The sequence below is a fragment of the Pseudomonas sp. Pseusp18 genome, from assembly GCF_059506005.1.
On the sequence record NZ_CP169240.1, the window covers coordinates 6140894 to 6159363 of the forward strand.

The window sequence follows — 18470 nt, forward strand, 5'->3', positions numbered from 1 at the left end:
GTCCGCTCTTGGGACGCGGAGCGTCCATGGCTGCATTCCCACGCAGAGCGTGGGAACGATCGGGGTCGGTAATTCAGGGATACTCGAGCACCGCTTTAATCTGCCGCAGATTACGCTCGATCCACCCCCGATCAATCGCCCCCCACTCGCGAATCCGATAGCGCCCCGCGTGGTTACGTGCGCCCTCTTCCTGCTCGAATTCACAAACGATATCCAGATCCGCCAACGCCGCGATGGTGTCCTGAGCCGTGCGTCGGGGCATACCGGTCACTTCGGTCAATGCAGGGACGTTACTGGCCAGCCCGCTGTCGATCAGGTACGCCACGTACAATCGGCGGTAGAAGCTGCTCTTGGTCTTGCTCACGTCCATCCATGCGCTCCCGATTAATTAGCAGATTTGTTCAGTGCATATCCCGCCATGTCAGGTATACCCGCAAATCGAACTCCACCTGGTGATACCCCGGCAACATGTGCTCGCACAGCTTGTAGAACGCCTTGTTGTGATCCGACTCTTTGAAGTGCGCCAGCTCATGCACCACGATCATCTTCAGAAACTGCGGCGCCGCGTCCTTGAACAGCGAGGCGATGCGAATTTCTTTCTTGGCCTTGAGCTTGCCACCCTGCACCCGTGAGATCGCGGTGTGCAGACCGAGCGCGCGGTGGGTCAGGTCCAGACGGTTGTCGAACAACACCTTGTCGATGGCCGGGGCGTTACGCAGGTATTCCTGCTTGAGGTCCAGGGCATAGGCGTATAGCGCCTTGTCGCTCTGCACCCCGTGTTTTTCCGGATAGCGCTGGCTCAGGTAATCGCCCAGCCGACCTTCGGCGATCAGTTGGCGCACCTGGTCCTGCAACGCGGCAGGATAAGCCTGGAGGTATTTCAACACAGTCATTGGAGCGGCAACACGCATCACGAAAAGGTCGCCAGTGTAGCGAATTCAACTCGTCAGCGCGCCCCAGTCGAACGGCTCGACAAAGTGACCGGTGTCCTCGGCCATCAACGGCCGCGCCACCAGGAAACCCTGCACATACTGGCAACCGTTGGCTTGCAGCCACTCATATTGCGCCACCGTTTCAACCCCTTCGGCGATCACCAGCAGCCCTAACCGGTTGCACAAATCGATGACACTGCGTGCCAGCGCCGCATCCCGTTCAGACCCCGGCAACCGGGCGATCAAATGCCGGTCGAGCTTGAGCGTGTCCAGTTCCAGGTCGCGCAAATGCGCCAGCGAACAAGCCCCGGAGCCGAAGTCATCCAGCGCCACCCGCACCCCCAGATTGCGCAGTAAACGCAGTTGTTTGCGGGTCTCGTCGGGGTTAGACATCAAGGCCTCTTCCGTGACCTCGACTTCCAGCTGCTGCGGCCTCAGGCCATGGCGCTCCAGCACCTGACGCAGCTCGGTGACCAGGTTGGGCAACCCGAATTGGGTGCTGCTCAAGCTGACGCCCAGCACCAGATCTTCGGCAAACAAGGTTTCCCAGGCTTTGCGCTGTTTGGCCCCGCGATGATAAATCCAGCTACCCAGGCGACTGATCAACCGCGCCTCTTCCAACAACGGCAAAAACAGCCCCGGCGGTACATCGCCGACACTCGGATGCTGCCAGCGCAACAACGCTTCGAACCCGCGGATCTGCCCATCGGCAATCGCCACCTGGGGCTGATACACCAGGTTGAAATCGCGGTTCTCGATGGCCGTGCGCACGCTCTCTTCAAGCATCAGCCGCGAGCGTGCCCGGCCGTTCATTTCGTGATCGTAGAAGCGATATTGCTGACGCCCGGCGCGCTTGGCTTCGTACATGGCAATGTCGGAGGCGCGCATCAGCCCGTCCAGATTAGACCCGCAATCGGGATAAGTGGCGATGCCGATGCTGGCACCCAAGGCGATGTCCATGCCTTCGATCTGCTGACAGATCGACACCCGCTCGATGAGCTTCTCGGCAATCTTTGCCGCCTGCTCGGGGAGCTCAAGATCCAGCAACGCAGTGAACTCATCGCCCCCCATCCGCGCCAGAATATCGAAGGGCCGCAGGCACGCCTTCAACTGCTCGGACACCCAACGCAGCACCCGGTCGCCGGCATCGTGGCCGAGGGAATCATTGACCCGCTTGAAGCCGTCGAGGTCCAGGTACAACAGCACCCAAGTGCTGTCGGAACGTTCGCCGCGCAGCAGCAGGTTTTCAACGGTCTGGTAGAAACCCCGGCGATTGAGCAGCCCGGTCAGCGGGTCGGTCACCGCCTGGAACTCCAACTGCTGATGCAGATGGCGCACCACCGACATGTCCAGCACTGTCACCACCATCGCATGTTGTTCGGCGGGCAAAGGCGCGCAAGACAACGCCACCGGCACTTGCTGGCCGGGCGCGGTACGCAGCAGCGCATCGTGCAAGCGCAGGGTTTCACCGCGTTTGTAACCGGCAAACAACTCGGAATCGGCCCAGATCGGGATGTGCGGTTTTTGCAGGAAATCCAGAAACTCCTTGCCTTGCAGGTCGTTCACCGTGGCATTGAGCAGGCGCGACATCGCCGGGTTGGCAAAGCGAATCAACCCGTCCTCGCCCACCACCAGAATGCCTTCGGCGGCGTTATCCAGCACCGAAGCATTGAAAGCCCGGGCGACTTCCAGATCATGGCTCAACCGCTGCAAGGCACGGCGATTACGCTGGTGCTCGAGCAACGCCTGGACTTTGGGTTTGAGTATTTGCGGGTCGAACGGCTTGAACAGGTAATCCACCGCGCCACTGGCGTAACCCTTGATCACGGCGTCCTGGGACTGTTCGTTGGCGGTAAGAAAAATGATTGGCGTAAGACGGGTTCGCTGGCTGCCGCGCATCAAGCGCGCCACTTCAAAACCGTCCATGCCCGGCATCTGCACATCCAGCAGCACCAGGTCGACATCGTGTTCGAGTAACAGGCCAAGGGCTTCAAAACCGGAAGCCGCGGTCATGACCTGCCAATCCTGGCGCTGTAATAACGCGCGCATGCTGATCAGGTTTTCAGGGTAATCATCAACAATTAACAGGATTGAGTTGCCTTCAGCTGGCTTAGATTGTGCGCATTCCATGCTGCATCTCTTGTTCGGGGCGTCAGGCCGGCCTTTTGTTAAAACCGGTCACCTATTGCGACTTCACTCTAGACCCGGATCCCTTAAAGCAGAAGCTGTCAGTGGGCCAGCATTTAGACAAAGCTTTAGAAGCCGACTAACGGTAAGTCCTACAGCCCCCGGAAACCGGGAAAGATGGCATTTCGACAGGATGTTGGCGTCAACCATTTGCCGAACGGGCATTAACAAAGATCTTTTCTACGCTTATAAAGACCCCCCCCCGAAGGCGCGGGCTAGAGCTTCTGGTACGCGCGTGCAGTAAAAAATGTGGAAGCTTGAATTATGATCGATCTCGCAACCTGGAACCTCAGCGTTCCCGTCGGCAGCCCGCCGTACACCGTCGAAACCACCAAGCTGGTGGACGGCTTCAAGGATCAATACTTCCACTCCGACACCGGCACCTTGTTTTTCTGGACCCCGGTCACCGGCACCCGCACTGAAAACGCGGTCTACCCTCGCACCGAACTGCGCGAAACCTACAGCAACGGCACGCTGAAAAACTGGTATTACCCCGACGCGGACAATTCCCTGCGTGCGACCCTCGCGATCAATAAGGTGCCCAGCTCGGGCAAGATCGTTATTGGCCAGATCCATGCCTACAACAGCCAGAAGCCGATGGTGAAGGTCGAGTATCAATACAAAACCTCCAGCGCGACCGGCAACATCGTCGCCAAAGTCCGCATGCACCCCGACGACGACACCCCCCGGGTCATCACCATCGCCACCGGCGTGAAACTCGATCAGGAATTCTCCTACTTCATCCACCTCAGCCCCGGCGGTGCATTAGGCATCAGCGCGGCGGGCTACCAGTGGGACACCGACATCAGCGCGATGTGGCGTGATAAGCCGCTGTACTTCAAGGCCGGGGCCTATGTGCAAGACAACACCGGGTACACCACTGAAGGCGGGGAAGTGACGTTCAGCAAGCTGGATATCGATCACGATACGTAATCCCTGAAAGACCGCAGGAATCCACCCTTTGTGGCGAGGGAGCTTGCTCCCGTTGGGCTGCGCAGCAGACCCTCTTTTTGGGGGCCGCTTCGCGGCCCAGCGGGAGCAAGCTCCCTCGCCACAGGTTCTTTATGTCCAACTCCATCTCTTCACTGACCGGCATCAGCCCCCACTTAAACGTCCACGTTTAAAGACATTCAGCGTTACTTCATGAGGCCTACAACGGCTTGCGTCACCGCCTACAGGTACGCCAGAATCCGCCGGCTTGTGCGTCTGGGAGGCCATCGGTAACTTGATTCGTGTCACTGATTCGCAGTGATCGGGTTTAGTAGCCCGGCGTGTCCACCAACGTACAAGCGTCATTTAGTCAGGCATTTACCTGTACTTGATGGTGGCTGTGCGCATGGCGCCCTCGGGTGCGCCGGGATTTTGGTGGATTCGCCCGGTCTACTAACTTGCGTACAGCCGCCACCCTTTCGTGTAGTAGCGGATTGGTTGCGGCCCAATTGGGAATACACCAAATGTTCAAAGCTACTCCGAATCCGCCGGTCACAGACCCGGCATCCCCCTACGAATCCCCCGATTCAAAGAAATTCCACGAAGCCGCCGAGCGCGCCCTCGACCATTACCTCAACCCGGCCGCCAAAATCATGGCCACCACCCACGAACCCGAGCCCATGTACCTCGCCAATCCGAAGTACAACACCGAATCCCTGCTGGCCAATGCCAGCGAAACACTCGGCTCGGCCACCGAAATGCTCAACAATTTCGCGGCGTCGCTAGAGACCTCACATCGCAAGACCCTGCTGGGCATCGCCCAGGTGGTCATGCTCGGTGAACTGGCGGTGAACCAGGCGCTGGATCACGTCGAACCGAAGGAGTAATCGCGGCTCGGTTGGTGCTAGGCGAGCTAACTTGCTTCCAATAAGAAACCCGCCTCTTTTCGGCGGGTTTCTTATCTGCGCGGAGCCCGTACGGGTTGATGATCGCCAGCCATCACGAAAATCAACGGTCCGTCTTACCCACAGGTTTGCGCCGTAGCCCCGACGCAACAGTATCGTTCAGCGCAGCCACCCGCCCCGCATCCCATTCACTCTGCATGCCCGCAAGCAATTCACCATCCACACGACTCCGATTGGCCTCTAACGCTTGAGTCATCGCCTCGGCAATACGCTCAATAACCAAGGCCGGCCGCTCCACCGCGCAGTGTTTTCGACCAAACTCAATCAATTGCTGACGATCCGGGTAGCTTTTCACCTTGTTCATCTTGATTGCCAACGTACGGTCAACCAATGAGCGGCCGGATTTGGGGTTGTAGTTTTCGTAGACAGTGGTGCTCGTAACATCGAAGACCGGTGCCAACTGCACCGTTTCAAGCGCGTCTGGATGGGTGTAAATCACTCCGAAATTCTTCAGGTGTGCATCGCCGTTACGCACCATGACCGAAAGGCAGACCGAAGAGAAAAAGCGCTCCAGTTCACGTAACGGATCACCATGCCGGCAGACTTGGCCAATCACGGCGGCAAGGGTTTCATAGCTTTGGGAATACTTGTAGTTGTCATGGGGATCTTTGTTGAGCCCCAAAAGGACGGCCATATCTTCAAACCCGAGCCGACCGGAAGCGGTCAGATCGAATCGCTCCATCACAAACAAATCACCATTCTCCGACAGCCAGAACGGCGGCGTTTCCAGCCCGGCAAGGCGAGCCGCTTCCAGACAGAGAAATTCATTTTGAGCCAGGTGTGCATACTCATCGGCGCCTGACTTAACAATCAGATCGGAGCTGAGCATGGTTTTTCGGTTACCGGTGAGTTTGTCCAGATCAGGCACCAGTACCTTGGGCTGCACACCTGAAATGCCCGATTCGAAGTAGGTATCGACGAGAAAATCGAATACACCTTGCGAGGCATCCGCAGACAGGATTTCTTGCAGCCCGACCTGGGCACGGACGGACACGGGTGCCTCTATCGGATTCTGGTAGGTGATGCGCCCGATTTGATTCCCTCCGATGACCGATAACAGGCGCATTTCATCCACCTGCATGTGCTTGGCCATCCGGCGTTTGATCTGATCGGCCAGAAACCCTTCCGGCACGTTCATATCGAAAATTGGATGCAGCACATTGCTTACCGAAGGCGTCGGGTCATAGGGCATGACCAGCGAGACCTCCCTGGATGCATCGGCAGATTCGTAGGCAAACGAAAACTGTGAGCCCTTGGACAGCTCGCCCGAAAAGCCCTGCGGTGTCATGACGTTGAGCCGTTTGACCTTACTCATCGGGCTCTACCAGATCAGCCAGGGATTTGAGGTCAATCCGGTTATCAACAATTTCAAGCGCCATGCCCAGCGCTGATAACACCCTGAACGCGGTGTAAAGCGCGACATTTTCACCGGCCTCAAGATCAATGATGGTTTTGCGGCTGCATTTTGCTCTGTGCGCCAGTATGGCCTGGCTATAGCCTTTGGCGCGTCGTAACTGGCGGACCCTGTCACCGAACACAGAGGGGTTTTGCAGGAGCATGAATGTCACCTATATCGAACTTTTCTATCTAATAGTTTAATTATGTCCACTATAGGTGACATTTCAAGCGCCTTATGTCAGGCCACGCGTTGGTATTAATTCGCGGGCCAAAAAAAACCGCCTCTCTCGGCGGTTTTTTTATGCGACTCAAACGCTGAAGGTCTTAGTTAACCTTAGCGTTCAACTCACCTTTCAGGTAACGCTGGAACATCGCTTCCAACGAAATCGGCTTGATCTTCGAAGCATTACCGGCAGTACCAAACTGCTCATAACGCGCAATACACACGTCACGCATCGCAGTAACAGTCGCGCCGAAGAATTTACGCGGGTCGAACTCGCTCGGGTTGGTGGCCATCAGGCGACGCATCGCACCGGTGGACGCCAAACGCAGGTCGGTGTCGATGTTGACCTTGCGCACGCCGTGCTTGATGCCTTCGACGATCTCTTCAACCGGTACGCCGTAGGTTTCTTTGATGTCGCCGCCGTACTGGTTGATGATCGCCAGCCACTCTTGCGGAACCGAAGACGAACCGTGCATTACCAAGTGGGTGTTCGGGATGCGTTTGTGGATTTCCTTGATGCGGTCGATGGCCAGCACGTCGCCGGTAGGTGGCTTGGTGAACTTGTAGGCGCCGTGGCTGGTGCCGATGGCGATGGCCAGGGCGTCGACCTGGGTCTTCTTGACGAAGTCCGCGGCTTCTTCCGGGTCGGTCAGCATTTGGCTGTGATCCAGAACGCCTTCGGCGCCGATGCCGTCTTCTTCACCGGCCATGCCGGTTTCCAGCGAACCCAGGCAGCCTAGCTCGCCTTCTACCGAAACGCCGCAGGCGTGAGCCATGGCCACGGTTTGTTGGGTAACGCGAACGTTGTACTCGTAGTCGGTCGGGGTCTTGCCGTCTTCGCCCAGGGAGCCGTCCATCATGACCGAGCTGAAGCCCAGTTGGATGGAGCGCTGGCAGACGTCAGGGCTGGTGCCGTGGTCCTGGTGCATGCACACCGGGATGTGCGGGAATTCTTCGATGGCCGCCAGGATCAGGTGACGCAGGAACGGGGCACCTGCGTATTTGCGAGCACCGGCCGAAGCCTGGACGATCACCGGGGAGTCAGTCTTGTCAGCGGCTTCCATGATGGCGCGCATCTGCTCAAGGTTGTTGACGTTGAAGGCTGGAACGCCGTAGCCGAACTCGGCTGCGTGGTCCAGCATCTGGCGCATGCTGATAAGTGCCATTGTGTGTGTCTCTCCCGGTTGAGGGTCGTTAATCGTGCCAGCCTGCCGTAGCGGCGGCGGCTATTCAAGTTATTGCAGATCGGGGGTTGGCCCGGGCTGCGAATTCGGTACAACAAAAATCCTGTGTCGCTGAAACCCTGTGGCGAGGGGGCTTGCCCCCGTTCGGCTGCGCAGCAGTCGTAAATCGGACAACGCGGTCTAACTTAGCCCCGCGTCCGCTGGCTTCGGGAGCGCTTCGCACTCCAACGGGGGCAAGCCCCCTCGCCACAAAAGCTCGCTCCCACATTAGGTCCGTGGCATGTCAATTACTGCGCTTTACAACCGCGGCCAATCAAATCATTGGTGGCGACCCAGTACACCAGGCCTTCCTCACCTTTTACGTGAAACGCCAGCATGTCGTTGCTGTACAGCGAACCTTCGGCGCCCGGTTCAAGCTTCAGGCGGTAGACCTGATCGGCGCCGCCCAGGCGAACATCGACTGCCTTGCGGCTCACGTCAGTGTAGCGCCAGAGCACTTTGGCCTGGCTGTCGCAGGTCCAGGTGGTCCAGTTGTCCGTTGATTCGGCAGGCTTGAACAGGTCGAAATTCGAACAACCTGCCAGCAATGCCAGCGCCGTAACGGCGATAAAACCTTTCATCCATGTTCCTCGACTGACGGCGCATGCCGCCAGCCCTGAGTAAAGAGTCAGACCCGTCAAGGGCAGCCATGTTCCTTGGCCGGGGTCTGTGTCTCGTATTTGTCCAGGCCATCGGGCCCGGAACGCTTGTTGATCACCGGGTTGGTTTCCGCTTGCCAGTCAGCCTGGTAGCAGCCTTTATCCGACTCGGATGGCGCGGGTTCCGACGTGGCTTTCGGGTTACTCCCGCAAGCCGCCAGCATGCCCGCGGCGATCAACAGCATTAATGTCCTGACCATCTGAACACTCCTTTGCCTGGTCAAATGAGCGGCCTCAGGCCTTGGCCCGGCTTTCCAGGACTTCAACGGCCGGCAGCACTTTGCCTTCGACGAATTCGAGGAACGCGCCGCCGCCGGTAGAAATGTAGGAGATTTGCTCGGCAACGCCATATTTATCGATGGCCGCCAGAGTGTCGCCACCGCCGGCAATGGAGAACGCCGAGCTTTCCGCGATGGCCTGGGCCAGCACTTTGGTGCCGTTACCGAACTGGTCGAATTCGAACACGCCCACCGGGCCGTTCCACAGGATGGTCTTGGACGACTTCAGCAGCTCGGCGAAATTCGCCGCGGTCTGTGGGCCGATGTCCAGGATCATGTCGTCTGCAGCCACGTCGGCGATCAGTTTGACAGTCGCGGTCGCGCTTTCAGCGAATTCCTTGGCGACCACCACGTCCACTGGCAATGGCACGCTGACTTTCGCCGCGATTTCACGGGCGGTGTCCAGCAGGTCCGGCTCGTACAGCGATTTGCCAACCGGGTGACCGGCAGCGGCCAGGAAGGTGTTGGCGATGCCACCACCAACGATCAGCTGGTTGCAGATCTGGCTCAGGCTGTTGAGCACGTCGAGTTTGGTCGACACTTTGGAGCCCGCAACAATGGCGGCCATTGGCTGAGCCGGGGAGCCCAGGGCCTTGCCCAGTGCGTCCAGTTCGGCGGCGAGCAACGGGCCAGCAGCGGCGACTTTGGCGAATTTGGCCACGCCATGGGTCGAGCCCTCGGCGCGGTGAGCGGTGCCGAAGGCGTCCATCACGAACACGTCGCACAGGGCGGCGTATTGCTGGGCCAGTTCATCGGCGTTCTTTTTCTCGCCTTTGTTGAAGCGCACGTTTTCGAACAACACGATGTCGCCGGCTTTCACGTCGACGCCGCCCAGGTAATCGGACACCAGCGGCACTTCACGGCCCAGAGCCTTGCTCAGGTAGTCAGCCACTGGCTTGAGGCTGTTCTCGGCCGAGAACTCGCCTTCGGTCGGACGGCCAAGGTGCGAGCAGACCATCACTGCCGCGCCTTTTTCCAGGGCCAGCTTGATGGTCGGCAGCGAAGCCAGGATTCGCGCATCGCTGGTGACAACACCGTCCTTGACTGGGACGTTGAGGTCTTCGCGGATCAGTACGCGCTTACCTTGCAGATCGAGGTCGGTCATCTTCAACACGGTCATGGGTCGCATTTCCTGGATAGCTGTTTTAGAGAGCAGGTTTTTGAGAAACAGAGAGCGAAGTAGCTGTTTGCAGATAGTGTGTAGCAACGTCCAGCATTCGATTGGCAAAACCCCATTCGTTGTCGAACCAGGCCAGGATGTTCACCAGCCGTGGGCCGGAAACGCGGGTCTGACTGGCATCGACGATGGCCGAATGTGGGTCATGATTGAAATCACAACTGGCGTGAGGCAACTCGGTGTAGGCCAGAAGGCCTTTGAGCGGGCCATGGGTGGCGGCCTCGCGCAGAATCCGGTTGACCTCGGTGGCGTCGGTATCGCTTACGGTCTGCATCGTAATATCGAGGCAGGACACGTTAACCGTCGGCACCCGCACGGCTTTGGCCTGAATTCGCCCGGCAAGTTCCGGCAGCAGGCGTTCAATGCCTCGCGCCAGACCAGTGGACACCGGAATCACCGACTGGAACGCCGAACGGGTGCGGCGCAGGTCTTCGTGGTGATAGGCGTCGATCACCGGCTGATCGTTCATCGCCGAGTGGATGGTGGTGATCGACACGTATTCCAGACCAATGGCCTGATCCAGCAGGCGCAACAGCGGTACGCCGCAGTTGGTGGTGCAGGACGCGTTGGACACCAGCAGCTCGTCGCCGGTCAGGCAATCCTGGTTCACGCCGTAGACGATGGTGGCGTCGACATCCGCCTCGCTGGCCATCGGCTGGGAAAACAGCACCCGTGGCGCACCGGCGTCGAGAAAACGCTGGCCATCCTGACGGGTGTGATAAGCGCCGGAGCACTCCAGCACCAGATCGACGCCCAACGACGCCCAATCGATGCCTTCGGGGGTGGCACTGCGCAGGACCTTCACGCAGTCGCCCTTAATATGCAGACAATCGCCCTCAACCCTCACTTCACCGGGAAACCGCCCGTGAGTGGAGTCGAAGCGTGTCAGGTATTCGATGCTGGCCATATCGGCCAGATCGTTGATCGCGACAATTTCAAACCCGGCCTTATCGCCTCGCTCAAACAACGCACGCAAGACACAACGACCAATCCGGCCGTAGCCGTTGAGTGCAACTTTGTAAGGACGCGGTTGAGGCATGGGGTTCTCGATAGTCGCGGCAGACGAATTCTTGCTAACAACACAAATCCCTGTAGGAGCTGGTAGGAGCTGTCGAGTGAAACAAGGCTGCGATCTTTTAAGATCAAAAGATCGCAGCCTGCGGCAGCTCCTACACAGGGAACGCGGTGGCCATAAAACCACCGCGGCGTGCCTTAGTCTTCCAGCAGCTCTTCAGCCTGACCCAGGATGTTTTCCAGGGTGAAGCCGAACTCTTCGAACAAGGCCGGCGCAGGCGCCGACTCGCCGTAGGTGGTCATGCCGATCACGCGACCTTCCAGGCCCACGTACTTGTACCAGTAGTCCGCGTGGGCGGCTTCGATGGCGATACGCGCGCTGACCTGCAATGGCAGAACCGATTGCTTGTAGCCGGCGTCCTGGGCTTCGAAGACGCTGGTGCATGGCATCGACACCACACGAACCTTGCGGCCTTGCTCGGTCAGTTTGTCGAAGGCTTGAACGGCCAGGCCGACTTCCGAACCGGTGGCGATCAGGATCAGCTCAGGCTCGCCTGCGCAGTCCTTCAACACGTAACCGCCACGGGCGATCTCTTCGATCTGGATCGCATTGCGGGTTTGGTGCTGCAGGTTCTGACGGGAGAAGATCAGCGCCGAAGGACCGTCGTCACGCTCCAGGGCGAACTTCCAGGCCACCGCCGATTCAACGGCATCGGCCGGACGCCAGGTGTCGAGGTTCGGCGTGCAGCGCAGGCTGGCCAGTTGCTCGATCGGCTGGTGAGTCGGGCCGTCTTCGCCCAGACCGATGGAGTCGTGGGTGAACACATAGACGATGCGCTTCTTCATCAGCGCCGACATGCGTACCGCGTTGCGGGCGTATTCCATGAACATCAGGAAGGTCGCGCCGTAAGGCACCAGGCCGCCGTGCAGGGCCACGCCGTTCATGATCGCGCTCATGCCGAACTCGCGAACGCCGTAGTACATGTAGTTGCCGCTGGCGTCTTCGGCGGTGACGCCTTTGCAACCTTTCCACAGGGTCAGGTTGGAACCGGCCAGGTCAGCCGAACCGCCAAGCAGTTCCGGCAGCAGCGGGCCGAACGCGTTCAGGGCGTTCTGGCTGGCTTTACGGCTGGCGATGGATTCGCCCTTGGCCGCGACTTCAGCGATGTAGGCCTGGGCCTTCTCGGCGAAATCGGTCGGCAGGTCGCCGCTCAGGCGACGAACCAGTTCATTGGCCAGCTCAGGGAAGGCGGCGGAGTACGCAGCGAAACGCTGATCCCACTCGGCTTCGGCAGCGCGACCGGCTTCCTTGGCGTCCCACTCGGCATAGATATCAGCCGGGATTTCGAACGGGCCGTAGTTCCACTTCAGCGCTTCACGGGTCAGGGCGATTTCCGCGTCACCCAACGGGGCGCCGTGGCAATCTTCCTTGCCTTGCTTGTTCGGCGAACCGAAGCCGATGGTGGTCTTGCAGCAGATCAGCGTCGGTTGTGCGCTTTTGCGCGCGGTTTCGATCGCGATCTTGATTTCTTCCGGATCGTGACCGTCGACATTGCGGATCACTTGCCAGTTGTAGGATTCGAAACGCTTCGGCGTGTCGTCGGTGAACCAGCCTTCGACTTCGCCGTCGATGGAGATGCCGTTGTCATCGTAGAAGGCGATCAGTTTGCCCAGGCCCAGCGTACCGGCCAGGGAACTGACTTCGTGGGAAATGCCTTCCATCATGCAGCCATCACCCAGGAATACGTAGGTGTGGTGATCGACGACGTTATGGCCAGGACGGTTGAATTGCGCCGCCAGGACTTTTTCCGCCAGGGCGAAACCAACTGCGTTGGCCAGGCCTTGGCCCAGTGGACCGGTGGTGGTTTCAACGCCCGGGGTGTAGCCATATTCCGGGTGACCCGGGGTACGGCTGTGCAGCTGGCGGAAGTTTTTCAGGTCATCGATCGACAGGTCGTAGCCGGTCAGGTGCAGCAGCGAGTAGATCAACATCGAGCCGTGACCGTTGGACAGCACGAAGCGGTCACGGTCGGCGAACGATGGATTGCTCGGGTTGTGCTTCAGGTAGTCACGCCAAAGTACTTCGGCGATATCCGCCATACCCATAGGGGCACCGGGATGGCCGCTGTTGGCTTTTTGCACGGCATCCATGCTGAGGGCACGAATGGCGTTGGCACGCTCACGACGGCTGGGCATCGCTGATCTCCTGCGGATATTGAATCGAGAGTGAATAAAACGAAACGGAAAAAAGGCGAGCATTTTCCCTCACCGACCCGCCTCGGGGCAATGACAGATAGTCATCCAAAGGCGTTTTTCCAATGGATAACGACGTATTCGGCTGATGAAACCTTTCCGCTGTTGGTTTGTGGACTGAAACTAACGTTAAGAAGTGCCATCTATCGACCAATATCAAAACTTTTTGATATTGCTCTTGCGGTGTTTTCTGAGCGTCACTAGACTGCTGGCCTTATGAATCTGCGCGTGCCTTCCATTCAACATGACGATTGCGATGAGCTGGCGGCCCTGTGCAAGGCCGGCGGCGATCCTCTGCGGCTGAATGTATTGCGCGCGCTGGCCAACGATTCGTTCGGCGTACTGGAACTGGCGCAGATCTTCGGCATCGGTCAGTCCGGCATGAGTCATCACCTCAAGGTATTGGCCCAGGCCGACCTGGTGGCGACCCGCCGTGAAGGCAATGCGATTTTCTACCGTCGTGCCCTGCCCCACACCGACCTGCTGGGCGGCAAGCTGCATGCCGCGCTGCTCGAAGAAGTGGATAACCTGACCCTGCCGACTGACGTCCAGGCGCGGATCGGTCAGGTCCACGGGCAACGTGAGGCGGCCAGCCAGGACTTTTTCTCGCGGGTCGCGGAGAAGTTTCGCGCCCAGCAAGACTTGATCGCCGGCCTGCCGCAATACCGCGAAAGCGTGGTGGCACTGCTCGACAAGCTGAGTTTCGGCCCCGGCGCCACGGCCATCGAAGTAGGCCCCGGCGATGGCGCATTTCTGCCGGAGCTGGCGCGTCGTTTCACTCAGGTCACGGCGCTGGACAACAGCCCGGCGATGCTCGAACTGGCCCGTCAGGTCTGCGAACGTGAAACGCTGGCTAACGTCAGCCTGCAATTGGCCGATGCATTGAACGGCGTAAGCCTGCAGGCCGACTGCGTTGTACTGAACATGGTGCTGCACCATTTTGCCGCGCCGGCCGAAGCGCTCAAGCACATGGCCGGCTTGCTGCAACCAGGCGGTAGCCTGTTAGTGACAGAGTTATGTAGCCACAACCAGAGTTGGGCCAGGGAGGCCTGCGGTGATCTCTGGTTGGGGTTTGAACAGGACGATCTGGCCCGTTGGGCCACCGCTGCGGGACTCGTTCCCGGGGAAAGCCTCTATGTAGGCTTACGTAATGGTTTCCAGATTCAGGTCCGCCATTTTCAGCGACCGGCTGGCGACACTCACCATCGGTAAATTCAGGAAAAAATCGAGATGAGCGAATACTCCCTCTTCACCTCCGAGTCCGTGTCTGAAGGACATCCGGACAAAATCGCCGACCAGATTTCCGATGCGGTGCTGGACGCCATCATTGCTGAAGACAAGTTCGCCCGCGTGGCGTGCGAGACTCTGGTGAAAACCGGCGTGGCAATCATCGCAGGTGAAGTCACCACGTCGGCCTGGGTCGATCTGGAAGACATCGTCCGTAACGTGATTCTCGACATCGGCTACAACAGCTCCAATGTCGGCTTCGACGGCGCGACCTGCGGCGTGATGAACATCATCGGCAAGCAGTCCCCCGACATCAACCAGGGTGTTGACCGTGCCAAGCCTGAAGACCAGGGCGCCGGCGACCAGGGCCTGATGTTCGGCTATGCCAGCAACGAAACCGACGTGCTGATGCCAGCACCGATCACCTTCTCGCACCAACTGGTTCAGCGCCAGGCCGAAGCCCGCAAGTCCGGCCTGCTGCCTTGGCTGCGTCCAGACGCCAAGTCGCAAGTGACTTGCCGCTACGAAAACGGCAAGGTTGTCGGTATCGACGCCGTTGTACTGTCGACCCAGCACAACCCGGAAGTGTCCTACAAAGACCTGCGCGAAGGCGTGATGGAACTGATCGTCAAGCACGTACTGCCTGCCGAGCTGCTGTCCAAGGACACCCAGTTCCACATCAACCCGACTGGCCAGTTCATCATCGGTGGCCCGGTGGGCGACTGCGGCCTGACCGGTCGCAAGATCATCGTTGACAGCTACGGCGGCATGGCCCGTCACGGCGGCGGCGCGTTCTCCGGTAAAGATCCATCGAAGGTTGACCGTTCGGCTGCCTACGCCGGTCGTTATGTGGCCAAGAACATCGTAGCTGCCGGCCTGGCCGAGCGTTGCGAGATTCAGGTTTCCTACGCAATCGGCGTCGCTCAACCGACTTCGATTTCGTTGAACACCTTCGGCACCGGCAAGATCAGCGACGACAAGATCGTCAAACTGGTCCGCGAAGTGTTCGACCTGCGTCCATACGCGATTACCACCATGCTCGACCTGCTGCACCCGATGTACCAGGACACCGCGGCGTACGGCCACTTCGGTCGCACCCCGGAAACCAAAACCGTGGGCGACGATACGTTCACCACGTTCACCTGGGAAAAAACCGACCGCGCCGACGCTCTGCGTTCTGCTGCCGGCCTGTAAGACTTCTCCAGTTGTACAAAAAGCCCCGCACGGTTCGCCGTGCGGGGCTTTTTCATGACCCCGAAACACGCAGAATTACACCTCTGCACTCCACACCCGAAACCTGTCTAGCCTTGAAAGCATCCCAACGAGCAAGGACGCTCTCGATGCTGCTCAACCTGCGCCTGTTTTTCGGTTTCCTGCTGACTCTCACCTGCCTGACCGCCAATGCCGCCGACTGCCCTGATTGGCCGCCGGCCCGCGCTCTGGACGAAATCAACGCACTGCAAAAGCGAATCGACCTCTGGGACGACAGCTATCATCGCGAAGGACGCTCTTTGGTCGCCGATGAACTCTATGATCAATCCCGCATACGACTAAGTGAATGGCGCGAGTGTTTTGACTCAGGCCCTTCAGCCGAACCGTTGCGTACTGCCGGTGGCACGATTGCTCACCCCATCGCCCACACCGGCCTGGAAAAACTGCGCGACGAGCACGCCGTCGAAGCCTGGCTGAAAAGTCGGGATGAGGTCTGGATTCAACCCAAGGTCGACGGCGTGGCGGTAACGTTGATCTATCGCAACGGCTGGCTGCACAAGGCGATCAGTCGTGGTGACGGAGTAACCGGCCACGACTGGACTGCCTCGGCGCGCCAGATCGCCGCCATCCCTCAAAAACTTGCGCAACCGCTGGACCTGCTGCTGCAAGGCGAACTCTATTGGCGCCTGACCGAACACGTGCAAGCCGAGGCCGGCAGCCTCAATGCCCGCGCCACAGTGGCCGGATTAATGGCACGCAAAGCGCTGAACCCTGAGCATGCCGCCGGTATCGGCCTGTTTGTCTGGGACTGGCCGCAAGGCCCGAAAAGCCTGCCCACCCGCGTGGCGGCTCTGGATGAGCTGGGGTTCCCGAGTACCGTGCCCTACAGCCTGCCGATCGAGGCATTTGCCGATGCCAAACGCTGGCGCGATCACTGGTATCGCTCGCCTCTACCCTTCGCCAGTGATGGCGTCGTTTTGCGTCAGAGCCAGCGCCCGGCGGCCGAGCGCTGGCAGGCGAAAACGCCTTACTGGAGCGCTGCCTGGAAATACCCCTTCGCCCAGGCATTGGCCGAAGTGCGCAAGGTCCACTTCAAGATTGGACGAACCGGCCGGATCACACCGGTGCTGGATCTGGCACCGGTGATGCTCGATGACCGGCAGATCAAGCGTGTCAGCGTCAGTTCCCTGCAGCGCTGGGAAGCGCTGGACATTCGTCCCGGCGATCAGGTCGCCATCAGCCTGGCCGGGCTGACCATCCCCAGGCTCGACGGTGTGGTATTGCGCAGCACCGAACGGACTGAATTGAACGCACCGCTGGCAGCAGATTTTCATCCGTTGAGTTGCTGGCAGCCGACACCCGGATGCGAAAGCCAGTTTCTCGCACGCCTGGCCTGGCTCAGCGGCAAACAGGGGCTGGCCTTGCCGCATGTCGGGCCGGGCACCTGGGAGAAACTGCTCAAGGCCGAACGTCTCGACAACTTGCTCGATTGGTTGACCCTCGACGAGCAAGAGCTTGCTAACATTGACGGCTTCGGCGAACGCAGTAGTGCTCGTCTTTTGGACAGTTTCAACAGCGCCCGACAACGACCGTTCGCTCGCTGGCTCAAAGCCCTGGGCTTGCCGCCGACCGGCCAGGCACAGCTCGCAGATTCATGGCAGGTGCTGGCGCAACGAAACACCGAACAATGGCAGGCCGAAACCGGCATCGGCCCGGGACGCGCGGCGCAATTGAGCGCATTTTTCCGCGACCCGCAGGTGCTGGCCTTGAGCGAGACATTACGTGTTGCCGGGATTGACGGTTTTTAGCGGCCCGGCGACGCCCGTCAGCCTGGGAACCCATAGGTACCGATGCGCTCAAACAGCCCATCGCTACATCGATTTTTTCACCTGGAGCCTTTATGAAACTTCTTTCACCGCTCGCCGTGTTAACCCTGTGCAGCGTGATGGCCGCTCCATTAATGGCCGACGAAGACGCCCCGGGCCTGACCGGCTGCGCCGCCAAAAAACAAGGCATCATCAACCAGATCGAACTGGCCAAGTCTCACGGCAACGCCGATCAACAGGCTGGCCTGGAAACCGCCCTGAGCGAAGTAACCGCCCATTGCACCGACGCTTCCTTGAAGAAGGAACGGGAAAACAAGGTGCTCGACGCCAAGCACGAAGTCAGCCGGCGTCAGGCCGACCTCGACAAGGCGATGAAAAAAGGCGACGCCGAGAAGATCAACAAACGCAAAGACAAACTGGCTCAATCGCGCAAGGATTTACAGGACGCGCTCGACGAGCTGGATAAGTAATCCGGTTTGAACACGCCGCCTCAATGATCCCGAAACTCTTTATGGCAGGCACTACAGGCGTCTTCGACTTTCTGCACCGCCGGCCCCAGGTTGCTGGCCTTGTAAGGTTGAACCTGGCTGGCGATCACCAGTTCACCGGTGGCGCCTTCAAGGGTGCGGGCCATTTCCTGGAAGCGTGCCTGCTTCTGCCAGACATCGTCCTTGGCGCTGGTGTGATCTTCTTCGCGCACCTGCGGGAAATGCTTCCACGGCTCATGGGACAACGCGTCGAGCTTCACGGCACCGTCGGCGAATTTCGGGCCATCGAACGGAATACGCCCACGCAACATGCCACCCAGGTCTTCGCCGGTCTTGAGCATTTGCTTGAAGATCGCCTTGCGCTGGCCCAGAGGCGAGTTCGGGTCGACACCGCCGCAGGCGGACAAGGTCAGGCAGACCAGCAATACAACAGAGAGTCTTTTAAGAGTCATGGTGGCTTCAGATCACTGGAAACGGC

19 protein-coding genes are annotated in these 18470 nt (G+C 59.2%); 7 read left to right on the forward strand and 12 right to left on the reverse strand.

Annotated elements, in window-relative coordinates:
* Positions 1–73: 73 nt before the first annotated feature.
* The 3 genes from ACEN9A_RS27700 to ACEN9A_RS27710 are packed head-to-tail and all read right to left on the reverse strand — an operon-like array spanning position 74 to position 3062.
* The gene (locus ACEN9A_RS27700) at positions 74–370 is read right to left on the reverse strand and encodes a winged helix-turn-helix domain-containing protein (protein ID WP_007937940.1); all 297 of its coding nucleotides are present in this window, start codon (positions 368–370) and stop codon (positions 74–76) included.
* A gap of 31 nt (positions 371–401) precedes the next feature.
* Positions 402–893: a M48 metallopeptidase family protein gene (locus ACEN9A_RS27705; RefSeq protein ID WP_007937938.1), complete on the reverse strand. Its 492-nt coding sequence runs from the start codon at positions 891–893 to the stop codon at positions 402–404.
* A gap of 45 nt (positions 894–938) precedes the next feature.
* Positions 939–3062 (reverse strand): putative bifunctional diguanylate cyclase/phosphodiesterase, encoded by a 2124-nt coding sequence (locus tag ACEN9A_RS27710; protein WP_258671414.1) that lies wholly within the window; start codon positions 3060–3062, stop codon positions 939–941.
* Between the two features lie 321 nt (positions 3063–3383).
* Between ACEN9A_RS27710 and ACEN9A_RS27715 the strand changes: the two genes are divergently transcribed.
* On the forward strand, positions 3384–4052 hold the full coding sequence (locus ACEN9A_RS27715) for a polysaccharide lyase family 7 protein (protein ID WP_258671416.1): 669 nt from the start codon (positions 3384–3386) through the stop codon (positions 4050–4052).
* A gap of 521 nt (positions 4053–4573) precedes the next feature.
* Entirely contained in the window at positions 4574–4936 is a 363-nt protein-coding gene (locus ACEN9A_RS27720) for a DUF6124 family protein (RefSeq protein ID WP_258671417.1), read from the forward strand.
* Between the two features lie 121 nt (positions 4937–5057).
* Here the strand turns inward: ACEN9A_RS27720 and ACEN9A_RS27725 are convergent, their stop codons facing one another.
* The 8 genes from ACEN9A_RS27725 to tkt all read right to left on the reverse strand — a co-directional run bounded on the left by ACEN9A_RS27725 (position 5058) and on the right by tkt (position 13182).
* Positions 5058–6329 carry a type II toxin-antitoxin system HipA family toxin gene (locus ACEN9A_RS27725; RefSeq protein ID WP_258671419.1) on the reverse strand — a complete coding sequence of 424 codons (1272 nt, stop codon included), beginning with the start codon at positions 6327–6329 and terminating at the stop codon, positions 5058–5060.
* Complete coding sequence (locus ACEN9A_RS27730; protein ID WP_205888780.1) at positions 6322–6573, reverse strand: helix-turn-helix transcriptional regulator; 252 nt, start codon at positions 6571–6573, stop codon at positions 6322–6324. Before ACEN9A_RS27730 ends, ACEN9A_RS27725 begins: the two co-directional genes overlap by 8 nt.
* 163 nt (positions 6574–6736) lie before the next feature.
* Complete coding sequence (gene fba / locus ACEN9A_RS27735) at positions 6737–7801, reverse strand: class II fructose-bisphosphate aldolase (RefSeq protein ID WP_018928755.1); 1065 nt, start codon at positions 7799–7801, stop codon at positions 6737–6739.
* 305 nt (positions 7802–8106) lie between these two features.
* The gene (locus tag ACEN9A_RS27740) at positions 8107–8439 is read right to left on the reverse strand and encodes an MliC family protein (RefSeq protein ID WP_258671423.1); all 333 of its coding nucleotides are present in this window, start codon (positions 8437–8439) and stop codon (positions 8107–8109) included.
* A gap of 56 nt (positions 8440–8495) precedes the next feature.
* On the reverse strand, positions 8496–8717 hold the full coding sequence (locus ACEN9A_RS27745; protein WP_258671425.1) for a hypothetical protein: 222 nt from the start codon (positions 8715–8717) through the stop codon (positions 8496–8498).
* Positions 8718–8751: 34 nt separating this feature from the next.
* Positions 8752–9915, reverse strand: a complete 1164-nt coding sequence (locus ACEN9A_RS27750; protein WP_258671427.1) for a phosphoglycerate kinase — start codon at positions 9913–9915, stop codon at positions 8752–8754.
* Between the two features lie 25 nt (positions 9916–9940).
* Positions 9941–11011 (reverse strand): erythrose-4-phosphate dehydrogenase, encoded by a 1071-nt coding sequence (gene epd, locus ACEN9A_RS27755; RefSeq protein WP_258671429.1) that lies wholly within the window; start codon positions 11009–11011, stop codon positions 9941–9943.
* 173 nt (positions 11012–11184) lie between these two features.
* The gene (gene tkt, locus ACEN9A_RS27760) at positions 11185–13182 is read right to left on the reverse strand and encodes a transketolase (protein ID WP_018928751.1); all 1998 of its coding nucleotides are present in this window, start codon (positions 13180–13182) and stop codon (positions 11185–11187) included.
* Positions 13183–13212: 30 nt separating this feature from the next.
* On the opposite strand from tkt, the gene ACEN9A_RS27765 reads away from it, so the two are divergent.
* The 5 genes from ACEN9A_RS27765 (at position 13213) to ACEN9A_RS27785 (ending at position 17974) form a co-directional block, all read left to right on the forward strand.
* A complete protein-coding gene (locus ACEN9A_RS27765) occupies positions 13213–13443 on the forward strand; it encodes a hypothetical protein (protein ID WP_258671430.1) in 231 nt (76 codons plus the stop codon).
* Positions 13444–13455: 12 nt separating this feature from the next.
* Positions 13456–14451: an ArsR/SmtB family transcription factor gene (locus ACEN9A_RS27770; protein WP_019580651.1), complete on the forward strand. Its 996-nt coding sequence runs from the start codon at positions 13456–13458 to the stop codon at positions 14449–14451.
* A gap of 18 nt (positions 14452–14469) precedes the next feature.
* Complete coding sequence (gene metK / locus ACEN9A_RS27775) at positions 14470–15660, forward strand: methionine adenosyltransferase (RefSeq protein ID WP_007937912.1); 1191 nt, start codon at positions 14470–14472, stop codon at positions 15658–15660.
* A 146-nt stretch (positions 15661–15806) separates the two neighbouring features.
* Positions 15807–17486 (forward strand): NAD-dependent DNA ligase LigB, encoded by a 1680-nt coding sequence (gene ligB, locus ACEN9A_RS27780; protein ID WP_258671432.1) that lies wholly within the window; start codon positions 15807–15809, stop codon positions 17484–17486.
* Between the two features lie 92 nt (positions 17487–17578).
* Positions 17579–17974 (forward strand): DUF1090 domain-containing protein, encoded by a 396-nt coding sequence (locus ACEN9A_RS27785; protein WP_258671434.1) that lies wholly within the window; start codon positions 17579–17581, stop codon positions 17972–17974.
* Between the two features lie 20 nt (positions 17975–17994).
* Here the strand turns inward: ACEN9A_RS27785 and ACEN9A_RS27790 are convergent, their stop codons facing one another.
* The gene (locus ACEN9A_RS27790) at positions 17995–18444 is read right to left on the reverse strand and encodes a c-type cytochrome (protein WP_258671436.1); all 450 of its coding nucleotides are present in this window, start codon (positions 18442–18444) and stop codon (positions 17995–17997) included.
* Positions 18445–18470: the final 26 nt, after the last annotated feature.